This window comes from Nocardia tenerifensis NBRC 101015 (genome assembly GCF_000308715.1).
In the GTDB taxonomy this organism is placed as follows: Bacteria; Actinomycetota; Actinomycetes; order Mycobacteriales; family Mycobacteriaceae; genus Nocardia; species Nocardia tenerifensis.
Genome location: NZ_BAGH01000557.1, coordinates 1 through 12,637, shown reverse-complemented (window position 1 = coordinate 12,637; position 12,637 = coordinate 1). Strand labels below are relative to the sequence as shown.

General features: G+C 67.9%; 8 protein-coding genes. 5 read left to right on the top strand and 3 right to left on the bottom strand.

The features are described from left to right. Both ON39_RS36575 and ON39_RS49230 read right to left on the bottom strand, forming a co-directional pair. The coding region (locus ON39_RS36575) for a type I polyketide synthase (protein WP_157195583.1) at positions 1-4,187 on the bottom strand (4,187 nt) is incomplete at its 3' end. A gap of 51 nt (positions 4,188-4,238) precedes the next feature. Beyond that, complete coding sequence (locus tag ON39_RS49230) at positions 4,239-4,403, bottom strand: hypothetical protein (RefSeq protein WP_157195582.1); 165 nt, start codon at positions 4,401-4,403, stop codon at positions 4,239-4,241. Positions 4,404-4,915: 512 nt separating this feature from the next. Between ON39_RS49230 and ON39_RS36570 the strand changes: the two genes are divergently transcribed. From ON39_RS36570 to ON39_RS36550, 5 genes are all read left to right on the top strand, one after another. Continuing rightward, on the top strand, positions 4,916-5,503 hold the full coding sequence (locus ON39_RS36570) for a hypothetical protein (RefSeq protein WP_040740988.1): 588 nt from the start codon (positions 4,916-4,918) through the stop codon (positions 5,501-5,503). Between the two features lie 740 nt (positions 5,504-6,243). Next, positions 6,244-6,786 (top strand): hypothetical protein, encoded by a 543-nt coding sequence (locus ON39_RS46380; protein WP_051187559.1) that lies wholly within the window; start codon positions 6,244-6,246, stop codon positions 6,784-6,786. A gap of 4 nt (positions 6,787-6,790) precedes the next feature. Further along, positions 6,791-8,059 carry a DUF6545 domain-containing protein gene (locus tag ON39_RS36560; RefSeq protein WP_040740987.1) on the top strand — a complete coding sequence of 423 codons (1,269 nt, stop codon included), beginning with the start codon at positions 6,791-6,793 and terminating at the stop codon, positions 8,057-8,059. 284 nt (positions 8,060-8,343) lie between these two features. Further along, positions 8,344-9,831: a flavin-containing monooxygenase gene (locus tag ON39_RS36555; protein ID WP_040740986.1), complete on the top strand. Its 1,488-nt coding sequence runs from the start codon at positions 8,344-8,346 to the stop codon at positions 9,829-9,831. 378 nt (positions 9,832-10,209) lie between these two features. Then, a complete protein-coding gene (locus tag ON39_RS36550) occupies positions 10,210-11,091 on the top strand; it encodes a bile acid:sodium symporter family protein (RefSeq protein ID WP_040740985.1) in 882 nt (293 codons plus the stop codon). Positions 11,092-11,094: 3 nt separating this feature from the next. On the opposite strand, the gene ON39_RS36545 is transcribed toward ON39_RS36550, so the two are convergent. Further along, positions 11,095-12,633: an FMN-binding glutamate synthase family protein gene (locus ON39_RS36545; protein ID WP_063713437.1), complete on the bottom strand. Its 1,539-nt coding sequence runs from the start codon at positions 12,631-12,633 to the stop codon at positions 11,095-11,097. Positions 12,634-12,637 lie beyond the last annotated feature (4 nt).

Here is a 12,637-nt window from a genome sequence, read left to right as displayed (position 1 = left end):
AAGATCAGCTCGATCGGGTTGACCTCGTCGCGCAGCACCGCGGCCAGTTCCGTGCCACATCGGCGCAGCACGGCCAGCTCCGGCTCGTACTGATCGGGGTAGCGCGTCCGCAGCGCGGCCAGCGCCGCCGCGGTGTCCACCCGCTCCGGCACGACCAGCAGCCGCCAGTCGTCGCCGACACGCTCGGTGAGGCCGTGCTGGGACAGCAGGCCCAGCACCCGGATCAGGTACCGGCGATGCTTCTCGTGCACGCCCATCTCGGCGACCAGCTCGTCGACGGTGCAGGTGCGCCCCGTCGAGAAGCGCAGGCCGAGCTTGTAGAAGGCCTCGGTCACGTAGGCGATGCTGAGCGCGTCCTGCTCCGCCTCGATGCCCGCGTGGTACTCGCGGTTGACCGACCAGTTCTCCAGCTCGTCGACCAGCGGCGCGACGGCGTTGTCGAGATCCGTTGGGGCGGGCAGGAAGTCGGCGGCCAGGCGGGTCTTGGTCCGCACCGGTGCGGGGTGCCAGCGGAATTCGTAGAGCCACTGCAGCAGCGCGTCGCCGTCCTCGGTGCTCTGCGTGATGGACTTACCCTTGAAGCCCTCGAGTTCAGCCACGAGCGTGCCGTCTTCGTTGACGATCCACAGGTCGCCGTAGCAGTACGCGATGTCGTCGGTGACCTGCGCGCGTCCGTAGCAGTAGACCCGCCCGGTCGCCTTGGCGTAGAAGCTGAGCCGCTTGACCTCCACCGGCAGGTAGAGGGTCTTGTCCTCGTTGTTCGGGTCGTTGCCCATCGAGATCGACAGCGACTGGAAGCACGAGTCGAGCACCGCCGGGTGGATCGCGTGCCGCGGCGCCTCATCGGCGAGGGCCGCGGGCGTGTCGATCCGCCCGAGGGACTTGAGGTCGGCGTAGTTGAGCTTGGTGATGGCCTTGAAGGTCGGGCCGAGCATCAGGCCGTTGTTGCGCAGCTTGGTGAAGACCTTCGTGGGCTCGATCTCCTCCGGGCACTCCGCGTCGAGTTCGGCGAAGGGCACGGGCAATTCGGTGTCGGGCGCGCCGCGGCGCAGGGTGCCGACCGAGTGCAGGGTCCAGTCCTTGTCGCCGTCCTGGCGGGAGTAGACCGAGTAGTGCAGCGACTCCGAGAGGACCACCTGCACCACCGGCGCGGGCCGGTCGTCGAAGACGAACAGCGCCCGGCGGAACTCGACGTCCTCGAGCGAGTACCGGCCCGCGCCGAAGGCGCTCTCCGCACAGCCGAGCACCATGTCCAGGTACGCGGCGCCGGGGAAGACGATCGGGCCTTGCACGCGGTGATCGTCGAGCCACGGGTAGACGTCGGGGTCGAGCACGAGTTCCCACACGTGCTTGCCCGGCTCGTCCGCGACCCGGCCCTCGTCACCGACGAGCGGGTGCGACAGCGACGGGAAGCGTCGATCGCGCGCCGAAGGCGTTTCCACCCAATAGGTTTCGCGCTGCCACGGGTAGAACGGCACCTGCACGCGCTCCGCCGCCCCGGCGAACAGGGCGTCCCACCGCGGCTCGAAGCCGCTCACGTACAGCGCGGCCAGCGACGACAGCAGGGTGAGGCGGTCGCTCTGCTTGCGGTGCAGTGACGAGACGACGACACCCTCGGCGTGGCGCTGGTCGAGCAGCTCGGTGATGGCCGTGGAGTGGATCGGGTGCGGGCCCAGCTCCACGAACGCCAGGTGCTGATCCTCGATCAGGCGGTCGACGGTCGGCGCGAACTTCACCGGCTCGCGCACGTTGTGCCACCAGTACTCGGCGTCGAGCCCGCCGGTCGGCACGATGTCCGCGCTGACCGTGGAGTACATCGGAACGGTCGCCTCGCCGGAGGTGAGCCCCGCCAGCGAGGAGATCAGCTCGTCCTTCAGCGGATCCATGTGGTGGCTGTGGAAGGCCACGCTCACCTGGAGCATGCGGCAGAAGATCTTCTCCGAGTTCAGCTGGCGCTCGATCTCCTCCAGCGCGTCCGGATCACCGGCCAGCGCGATCGACTCGGGGCCGTTGAGCGCCGCGATGGCCACGCGTCCGCGATAGCCCTCGACCCGGCGCTCCACCGCGGCCAGCGGCAGGCCGACCGCGAGCATCTTGCCCTTGCCGGAGGCCTGCTGCTGCACGCGGCTGCGGTGGAAGATGACGCGCACCGCGTCCTCGAAGGTCAGCGCGCCCGAGACGTAGGCGGCGGCGACCTCGCCGATGCTGTGCCCGACCACGGCGGCGGGGACGATGCCCCAGCTCTGCCACAGGGCCGCGAGCCCGACCTGCACCGCGAAGACGGCGGGCTGGGCGATGAAGGTCTCGCCGATGCGGCTGTCGGCCTCGTCGCGGCCGAGCTCCTCGAGCACCGACCAGTCGGCGTGCTTGCTCAGCTCGCGATCGACGCGCTCGACGGTGGTGCGGAAAACTTCGTTCTGCGCCAGCAGTTCTCGCGCCATGCCCCACCACTGCGGGCCTTGACCGGAGAAGACGAACGCCACGCTCGGCACCGCGGGCGCCTTCACGCCGCTGCGCAGCGACTCGGGCGAGGCGCCGCGCGCGACATCGCGCAGGGCGTCGCGCAGTTCGTCGGTCGACGAGCACACCATGGCGAGGCGGTGGTCGTAGTGCGCGCGGGTGCGCGCCTGGGTGGCGGCGATGACGGGCAGCGACGCGACGGGCTCGGTGAGGAAGTCCGCGTAGCTGTCGGCGTAGTCGCGCAGCGCGTCCTTGGTCTTGGCGCTGAGGGTGAACAGCACCGGCTCCTGCGCGGCCGACTCGTCGCCTGCCTGCGTCTCCACCTGCGCGGCGTGCCCATTTCCATTGGCGCCCTGGATATTCGGCGCGCTCTCCGGCGGGCCCTCCAGGATCACGTGCGCGTTCGAGCCGCCGAAGCCGAAGGAGTTCACGCCCGCCAGGCGTGGCCTGCCGTGCGGCCAGGGCTGGCGGGACTGCGCGAGCCGCAGGCCCAGTTCCTCGAACGGAATGGTCGAATTCGGGTTGTCCGCATAGAGATTCGCGGGAATCTCGCCGTTGGCGAGCACCAGGCACGCCTTGATGACGCCCGCGATACCGGCCGCCGACTCGAGGTGGCCGAGGTTCGACTTCACCGCGCCGACGATGCAGGGGCCGTGGCCGTTGCGCCCGACGGCCAGCGCCTTGCCGAGCGCGCGCGCCTCGATCGGGTCGCCGACCGCGGTGCCCGTGCCGTGCGCCTCGACGTAGCCGATGTCGGCCGGCGTGACGCCCGCGTCGCGGCAGGCGTCGGCGATCATCTGCGCCTGCGCCTCCTCGCTGGGCACGGAGATGCCGTTGGTGCGCCCGTCCTGGTTGGTCGCGCTGCCGCGGATCACCGAGTAGATCCGGTCGCCGTCGGCGATGGCCGCGGACAGCGGCTTGAGCACGATGGTGCCCGAGCCCTCGCTGCGCACATAGCCGTCGGCGGTTTCGCTGAACGACTTGGACCTGCCCTCCGGCGAGAGGAACGTGCCCTGGCTGAAGCCGATGGTCGCCTCCGGGATGAGCAGGGTGCTCACGCCGCCGACGATCGCCATCGTCGCCTCGCCGGAGCGGATGCTGCGGCACGCGAGGTGGATCGCGATCAGCGACGACGAACACGCGGTGTCCACCGTCATGCTGGGGCCGCGCAGGTCGAGCAGGTACGACACGCGGTTGGCCACGATGCAGTTCGTGACACCGGTCATCGTGTGGCCGCCGATGAGGTAGCGGTTCTCCGGGTTCAGCTGGATGATGCCGTAGTCGTGGCCCGAAACACCCGCGTACACCGCGGTTTTCGAGCCGGCGAGCTGCTCGGGGACGATGCCCGCGTCCTGCAGGGCCTCCCAGGTCGTCTCGAGGAACAGCCGCTGCTGCGGATCGATCCGCGCGGCCTCGTGCGGGGTGATGCCGAAGAATTGCGCATCGAATGATGTGACGTCGTCGAGGTATCCGCCCGAACGCGTGCGCAGATGGCCCGGCCTGGCCGCGTCACGGTCGTAGAAGGCGGCGCCTGTCCAGCGGTCCTCGGGTACCTCGCGAACGGCGTCCCGCTCATCGAGCAGGAGCTGCCAGAAATCGCCTACGTCGGAGACCTGCCCGGGGAATCGGCAACCGATTCCCACGACGGCTATGCCCTCCTGGGCGGTCGTCTCGCCCTGCGGGGCGCTCGTCTCGGCCTCGATCGAGGAGCTGTGCACAGAATCCATCGCATTACCTTCGTTTTGTGAACACACATCTATCGACCCCGGGGGCAACGTCTATTTGTTGCCGCCGAGCCGATCAGGATTCGTATCGACCATTCGCGCGCGGCGTGGCGATGCGCGTAAACGCGGCATCCAATCCATCAGCGAGGCGATATCGAGCAGGTTGTTTTGTTCGTCGATTCGACGATCGGCGGTTGCCGAAATGAAGCTGGCGGTCATGTTCCCCCCTCGAGGAACATGACTTTCGATCCGAGATTTTCGCCATCCGAGTGACTCTCGGTCGACGGCCGGGCGGTCGGTGACCGCCGGCCGTCGCCGACGCCGGTGTCGGCCCTATCCGAACGGGACCTCGGAGGTCGGACCGAGCCGTTCGAACGCCCAGTAGGCAACGAGTCATCGGCAATGAGCACGTGAGAGCGATCGGCGCAGGCAGGCATCGGGTCACAGGGAGTCGTGCTGAACTTCCACATGATCGGTGCCCACCTCACGCCTAGTGCCCAGATCCGCACTCATTGACCGAATTTAACGACCACAAACACTCATGTCAACACATCCGTGTGCATTGCTGTGCATCGAACCGGTGACGATGCACATCTCGAGGACGGTATCGCTACCCAAACGAGGGTGTCAGGGGCATGATGTTGCTATTGCGCCCTGCGACGACCGGGCATGGAAGGTGGTGCGTGCGCATGATGAACAGCTCTGCGCAGCCGAGTGGTAGGATGCTTGCCATGGGCGACGAATTGGGCGCCAGCGAGACCGTGAAGCGTAATAAAGTCGAGTCGGCTGGACAGCGGTTCGGACGGCAGCTGAAGGCGTTCCGGCAGCGAAATCTTCCCGATGATCTGGTAACTCACCAGCACATCCATGACCTCGGCGGTCCGACGCGCAATGTGCAGTCGCGGATCGAGAGCGGTCAGGTCGACACGATCAGCGCTACCACGGAGGCGAAGTACAACCGGGCACTCGAGGCCCTCGGGCTGCCGCCGGGCAGCGCGACCTCGGCCCTGTACCACGGCGGCACGCTCGGCGTGCCCGCCGACGAGGAACCCGCCGTAGCGCTGGCCGACGACGATGACGACGTGGAGAGCGGCGTGAGCGCGCTGCAGAACCTGGCGCGCAAGCATCGCTCCGTCGTCGATCTGGTGACCGAACTCGACCGGCTCGGCATCGAGCTGAAGCGGGCGCGCAGCCACACCGAGGGCTATCAGCTCATCTTCCCCAAGACGGCGATCGACCGGCTGCTGCAGGCTTTGCAGAACACCGCCGACCCCGCGCACTCCGGCCACGACGCCGACGAGAACGGGCCGCAGGCTTAGTTTTTCGGCGAGCTTTCGCGGGATCTTCTCCCCCCGTCCCGCACCGTTTCACGCGGGATGCGCACCTCACAGCGCCGGGTGGGACGGCGGCGAGGCCGTGGGCTGCGCCGCGCGCCCGACACCTACTGAGACACAAGGGTTCTCGACATCATCCGGGTGCGCGCGCTGCGGCCGCGATTGCCTATGTATCGGATAGATATCGGCAGTCATGGGACGTATCATCGACCGCCCGATAACGCGAAACATGGTCGGCCCCCGTATGTTTCGGCGTTCCACCGGCAGTTGATCTCCGCCCGCCGGGGTGCGCGCACCGGCCCGTGACTTACCGGTGTCTCATATTCTTCCTGGTCAACGGCACAATCAATCCCCCTTGGCGGTCACATTACAACCACGCGAGGCGCGCGTGGAAGGTAGGCTATAAGCCAGCCCGGCAGGTCGACAATGGTGACTCGACGTGTGTCGACATGCCGGTCCGCAGAGGGCATCCAGGACAACGGGCATTGTTGCGTTTCAGCGTTAGAAACGGATGACTTCGACGAACTACATGGCACCCGGTGGCAACGAGGCCGCTGTTGTGCGCGATAACAAGGTGAGATCTCCAGGTGCTCGGGGGAGGAAATCGTGAACGCATCCGATCCGCATTTCACCGGCCTCGACGCAGCAGCTCGTACCAGCGGTAGTGCCGGTGCGCCGGACACCACCGGCGCGGATCGCCTCGCTCCTACGAGGAGGCATGAGACATGTTGAGACTGTTCCGGCGCAAGGTCGCCGGCCTCGCGTGGAGTCCGGCACGCGGCAAGATCTCGACCCGCGCCCGCCTCCAGGCCGTCGTCGATCGACTCGAACTTCCGGCCGACTGGACGATCGAGGAGTTCATCGCCTCGGTCGAGCGCATGCGCGGGCGGCGAATCGTTCGATTACTGCTGCCGCCGACCGCTCCGGTCGGACTGTGCGGGCTGTGGCTGGCGTGCAAGGGCTACGACGTCATCTTTCTGCGGCAGGCCTCCGACCCCGCGGTCGAGTTGCACGTCGCCCTGCACGAGGTCAGCCACATGCTGCTCGACCACGGCCAGGACACCTCCATCACGGCGGTCGAGTGGTCGACGCTGACCAGCGGGGTCGCGCTCGAACCCGAGATCGACCTGTCCGCGGTCCGCGCCGCGCGCGGCGCGTCCAGCTACGCCTCCATCGAGGAGTACGAGGCCGAGCTGCTGGCGACGCTCATCGGCTTCCGCGCCAGGACCGTCGGACCCCGCCGCGACCCGATGTTGAAAGAGCTGTAAACGTATGTGGCCGCAGGATCACCTGCCCACCGGGGTCACGCTGTCGGTGACCTTGTTCATCATCCTGATCACCCTGATCCGCCTCGCGCTGACGCTGCACACCTCGATCTTCGGGCGCCTCATCAACACCCTGCTCGGGTTCGACGCGGCCGCGGCCTTCCTACGTGAGCCGATCTTCGCCGAGCACGTCGCCCGGGTCATCCCCGGCGGCCTGCCCACCGTCTTCGACACCTGGCACTGGCTCACCGTGACGGCCTGGGCGTTCGGCCTCGGCATGGCGCTGCTGCACGAGAACGGCCCGGTGCGCTACCGCATCCAGTTCCGCATCGTGCTCGGCCTGTCGGCGGGCATCGGCCTGGCCTTCCTGGTGCTCAGCGGTCCGGCGCGGGCGCAGGGCATGTCCTCGGTCGCCGAGTACGGCGGCTGGCGCTACGGCGTCTACATCGCGCTGTATTCCGCACTGCCGGTGCTGGTTTCGTGCTACTACTACGTGCTGAAGATCCGCGGCACGGTGTGGCGGACGACCACGCTGTGGGAGCGGATCTCCGTCGCGACCCTGGTGCTGTTCGGCATCGCCAGCTCGCTACCCGTCTGCCTGATGGCGATCGCGGCGATCCTGGACGCGGCGGGCGCGGGCAACGCGTTCACCCAGGGTATCTACGACAGCGTGTCCAAGGGCTTCGTCTCCGGCGAGCCCGGGTTGTTCATCTTCGCCGCGCTGACCCTGGTGTTCATCCCGTCCTCCGCGCAGGCCATCGTGCAGCTGCTGCGCATGGACGCCGAATCCCGTGCGGCGCGCCGGATGTACCCGGTCTGGCGGGACCTGACGGCCGCCGCGCCTCAGGTCGTCTTCCAGCTGAAACGGGCCGACAGCTGGAACGTTTCGCCGCAGGAGCGGCTGCACCGCAGGCGGATGGAGATCCACGACGCGGCCGAGATCGTCGCCCGCTACGTCGCGCCCCTGCCCGTCGCCGTCGACGAGCTCGTCGAGAGCACCGTCGAGGAGGACGACCAGGAGCACATGCGCATGGTCGCCGAGCTGGCGCTCGCGTGCCACCGGCTCACCGAGGGCGGCAAGGACCCGACCGGTGAACCCACCGCGCGCGGCGCCGAGGTGCCCGACGAGCAGACCCTGCTTCGGCTGTGGCAGCCCGCGAAGTCGCTGCTGCACGAGGCGACCGGGCTTCCGGTGGAGCGCCGGACGGCGTTGGGGACGCCGGTGGTGCAGGCCAAGCCCTGTCCGGCCGGCGCGACGCCCTGCGGTCCGGCCTGAGGTACCCAGGCAGCGTGACTCCGGTGCACAGGTTGTGCGTGCATGCGCATGGAGTGTCATAGCTGCGCACCGATGCCCACGGCATGAACATTTTTCTGTACGTCGCGTGCTCTCCTGTGGTGTAATCATGTCGGTTCTCTTCGAGGGAACCATTCACCGGCGATTTGCTACGTGGGAATCGGCAACCCCTCTGCGGCGCAGCGGCGATCGGGCGCCCCGGCGTAGTGCGCCCATATTCCGAATTACGTTGCCGGAGTTCGCGGCACGTGGCGTAAAGGGGAACAATGGAATCCACCGATCAGGTGAGCACGGTGCATCCGAACGTTCTCATCGTGGGCACCGGACTGGCCGGCATCGGGATGGCGATCAAACTGCTGGAGGCGGGCGAGCGAAATTTCGTCGTACTCGAAAAAGCCGACGGTGTCGGCGGAGTATGGCGGGACAACACCTACCCCGGCTGCGCGTGCGACATCATGTCGATGATGTACTCGTATTCGTTCGCACCGAATACCGGCTGGAGCCGGATGTACGCGAGCCAGCCGGAGATACTCGACTACATCCGGCGCGTCGTGAAGGACTACGAGGTCGAGCCGTATATCCGCTTCCAGTCCGAGGTGGTGTCCTACGAGTTCGACGACGCCGCCGACCGCTGGGTGGTGCGCACCGCCGACGGCGACGAGTACCGTCCGCGCGCCGTGGTCGCCGCACACGGCGCTCTGCACAAGCCGCACATCCCGGAGTTCAAGGGGCGCGAGAAGTTCACCGGCCCGGTGTTCCACTCCGCGCGCTGGGACCACTCGGTGGACCTGGCCGGCAAGCGCGTCGCGGTCATCGGCACCGGCGCGAGCGGCATTCAGCTCGTGCCGCACATCGCCGACACCGCCGCGCACGTCGAGGTGTTCCAGCGCAGCGCGCACTGGGTGCTGCCGAAGATGGACCGCCCCGTCAGCGGCGTGGAGCAGCGACTGTTCAAGGCGTTCCCCGGCGTCATGAAGATCTACCGCAGCGCCGCGTTCTGGCTGCACGAGGCGCCGGTGTACGGCTACTTCCACCCGCGCTGGAACTTCCTGCTGAAGGCGATGGCGCTGCACCATCTGAAGAAGCAGGTGCCCGACCCGGAACTGCGCGCGAAGCTCACCCCCGACTACACCTTCGGCTGCAAGCGAATCCTGTTCTCCGGCGACTTCTTTCCCGCGCTGCAACGCCCCGACGTGGACCTGGTGACCGAGGGCATCGAGGAGTTCACCGAGGCCGGGATCCGGACCAGCGACGGCGTGCTGCACGAGGCGGACGTCATCGTGCTCGGCACCGGCTTCGCCACCGACAACCGGTGCGCCACCGAACACATCGTCGGCCGCGACGGCCTGACCATCCAGGAGGCCTGGCGCGACGGCATGCAGGCTTATCTCGGCATGACGGTGGCGGGCTTCCCCAACTTCTTCATGATCATGGGCCCGAACTCCGGCGGCAGCGCCCAGTCCATCCTCTTCCTGATCGAGTCCCAGGTGCGCTACATCGTCGGCTGCCTGCGCATGATGAACGAGCGCGGCTCGACCCGGCTCGAGGTGCACGACGAGGTCCAGCGCACCTTCAACACCTGGCTGCACAGCAAGCTGGACCGCTCCGTCTGGGTAACCGGCGGCTGCCACAGCTGGTTCCTCGACCACACCGGCCACAACCGCCAATCCTGGCCCGGCACCGGCACCAACTACTGGCGCGCCACCCGCCGCCCCGAACCCGAAGCCTTCCACCTCTCCACCGCGGGGCGGTGATCAGCCCGGTCGGCCGAGCCGGGTTCGCCGATGGGCCACGAAAGCGACTGCGGCACAAGGCGCTCCGCTACCGCCGCACACCTTCTGATTTCCCGCACCTGGAATCGCATGCGTTTCGATATGCGGGAATCAAGAGGTGTGCGGCGCCGCCACCTGACGGCCTGGACCCCGAGCGCGGCGGCCCGCCGAAAATCCTTGCGTCCCAGCGTCGTTTCTGGCAGTTTCGGGTTTGTCTCGGCGCGCGGCCGGATGAATCGGGCGACCCGCTCGGTGCCCGCCCCGGCGACTCGACGCGAGCGCCGCGCCGCACGCGCCGGGACGGGCCGTCGGCGGCGATCGGATCCGCCGGCGGATTCGATCGAATGGTGAGGACACACCATGGACTCTGCGCTGACTTCTGTGGGATTGCCGCTGGTTCTGGTGGTGATCATGTTCGGGTTGGGGCTCTCGCTGACCGTCGCGGACTTCACCCGAATAGCCAAGAGCCCCAAGGCCGTCGCCATCGCGCTGGGGTGTCAGCTCGTGGTGCTGCCCGCGGTCGCCTTCGGCTTGGTCCTGCTGTTCGACCCGTCGCCGGTGCTGTCGATCGGGGTGATGCTGCTCGCCGCCTCGCCCGGCGGGACGGCGGCGAATCTGTTCAGCCACCTGTTCCACGGTGACGTCGCGCTGAATGTGTCGCTCACCGCGGTGAACTCGGTCATCGCGGTGGCGACGGTGCCGGTGATCACCAACCTCGCCATCGACTACTTCGACCCGAACGGGGACGCCACGGTCGGGTTGCAATTCGGCAAGGTGGTGCAGGTGTTCTCGATCGTGCTGGTCCCGGTCGCGCTCGGCATGCTGGTGCGGCGGCTGTCCTCGGCGTTCGCCGACCGGATGGACCGGCCGGTGCGCATCGGCTCGGTGCTGGCGCTGACGCTGGTGATCACCGCGACGATGATCGACCAACGCGCCGACATCATCCCGAACGTGCGCGCCGTCGGCGTGGCCATGATCGTGTTCTGCCTGATCAGCCTGACCGTCGGCTACCTCGTGCCGCGCGCGCTCGGGGTCGAGGGGCGGCAGGCGATCGCGTGCGCGATGGAGGTCGGCATCCACAACGGCGTCATCGCCATCACGATCGCCATCAGCGTGCTCGACAGCACCGAGATGGCCATCCCCGCGGCGGTATACGGGGTGGCCGTCTTCCCGCTGGCGGCCGGCTTCGGCTGGCTGGTCACCCGGCGTCGCGCGCGTGCGCTCGCCGACGCGGCCGGGTGAGGCTCACGCGTTGCGGCTGAGGACGTCCGGTTGGAACGAGTCCGGTTGGGCCGCGGCCCAATCCACCGCCCAGGCCTCGGGCGGCTCATCGATCAACTGGCCCGGGGCCAGCCACTCGTAGAGGTGGGCGTAGGAGTGCTGACCGGTGGGGGAAATCTTCTTCCGGAGCATGTGCGGATTCAGCTTGGCGGGATCGGACACACCCATCGACGCCATGATCTGCACGGCGTGGCGGACGGTGGCCTCGTGATAGCGGCGCACCCGCTCGGTCTTGTCCGCGACGTTCAGCGCCCGCGCCCGCCGCGGGTCCTGGGTCGCGACGCCGACCGGGCATTCGTTGGTGTGGCAGAGCTGCGCCTGGATGCAGCCGATCGCCATCATCATCGCCCTGGCCGAGTTCGTGTAATCGGCTCCCTGGACAAGACGCTTGACGATGTCGTTGCCGACGGCGACCTTGCCGCTGGCCCCGATCTTGATCCGGTCGCGCAGGCCGGTGCCGACGAGCGCGTTGTGCACGGTCATCAGCCCGTCGGTGAGCGGCAGGCCGACGTGATCCTCGTACTCCAAAGGCGCTGCGGCCGTTCCGCCTTCGGCCCCGTCGACGATGATGAAGTCGGGCGCGGTGCCCTCGGCCAGCATGGCCTTGCAGATGGCGAGCACCTCGATGCGCGAGCCGACGCACAGCTTGAACCCCACCGGCTTGCCATCGGCGAGTTCACGCAGCTTCGCCACGAACTGGATCAGTTCGCGCGGTGTGTGGAACGCCGAGTGCGCGGCGGGGCTGACGCACTTCTCGTTCTCCGGAACGCCGCGGTACCTGGCGATCTCCGCGCTGACCTTCGCGGCAGGCAGCACGCCGCCGAGCCCAGGTTTCGCGCCCTGGCTCAGCTTGATCGAGACCGCCTTGATCTGCTCGTGGGCGACCTGGTCGACGTACTTGTCGGGGTCGAAATGCCCGTCCGCAGTGCGGGTTCCGAAGTATCCGGAGCCGATCTCCCAGATCAGGTCGCCGCCGCCCTCGAGGTGATAGGGCGTGAGGCCGCCCTCGCCGGTGTCGTGCGCGAACCCGCCGAGCGCCGCGCCCTTGTTCAACGCCCGCAGCGCGTTGGCCGACAGCGCGCCGAAGCTCATCGAGGACACATTGAGCAGCGACATCGAGTACGGCTTGGTGCAGTCGGGGCCGCCGATCCGCACGCGCGGGGGTTCGTCGGGCACGGGGACCGGCGCGACGGAGTGCACCAGGTACTCGTAGCCGACCTCCTCGATGTCGCGCTCGGTGCCGAAGGACAGCTCCCCGTTGGTGCCCTTCGCGCGCTCGTAGATCATCGAGCGGGTGTCGCGGTCGAACGGCCGTCCGTCGTAGTTGCGCTCGATGAAGTACTGCTGCAACTCCGGGCGCAGGCTCTCCAGCAGGTACCGCATGTGGCCGAGCAGCGGGTAGTTCCGCAGGACCGAATGCCGGGTCTGCACGAGGTCGTAGACGCCGAGCGCGAGCAACGCCACCAGCACGGCGAGCAGCACCCACCACGCCCACGACCCGATCGCC

What these genes read in the sequence shown, in the direction of transcription:
- ON39_RS49230 (WP_157195582.1), bottom strand. Translation starts at nt 4,403, where the DNA reads ATGACCGCCAGCTTCATTTCGGCAACCGCCGATCGTCGAATCGACGAA.
- ON39_RS36570 (WP_040740988.1), top strand. Translation starts at nt 4,916, where the DNA reads ATGGGCGACGAATTGGGCGCCAGCGAGACCGTGAAGCGTAATAAAGTC.
- ON39_RS46380 (WP_051187559.1), top strand. Translation starts at nt 6,244, where the DNA reads ATGTTGAGACTGTTCCGGCGCAAGGTCGCCGGCCTCGCGTGGAGTCCG.
- ON39_RS36560 (WP_040740987.1), top strand. Translation starts at nt 6,791, where the DNA reads ATGTGGCCGCAGGATCACCTGCCCACCGGGGTCACGCTGTCGGTGACC.
- ON39_RS36555 (WP_040740986.1), top strand. Translation starts at nt 8,344, where the DNA reads ATGGAATCCACCGATCAGGTGAGCACGGTGCATCCGAACGTTCTCATC.
- ON39_RS36550 (WP_040740985.1), top strand. Translation starts at nt 10,210, where the DNA reads ATGGACTCTGCGCTGACTTCTGTGGGATTGCCGCTGGTTCTGGTGGTG.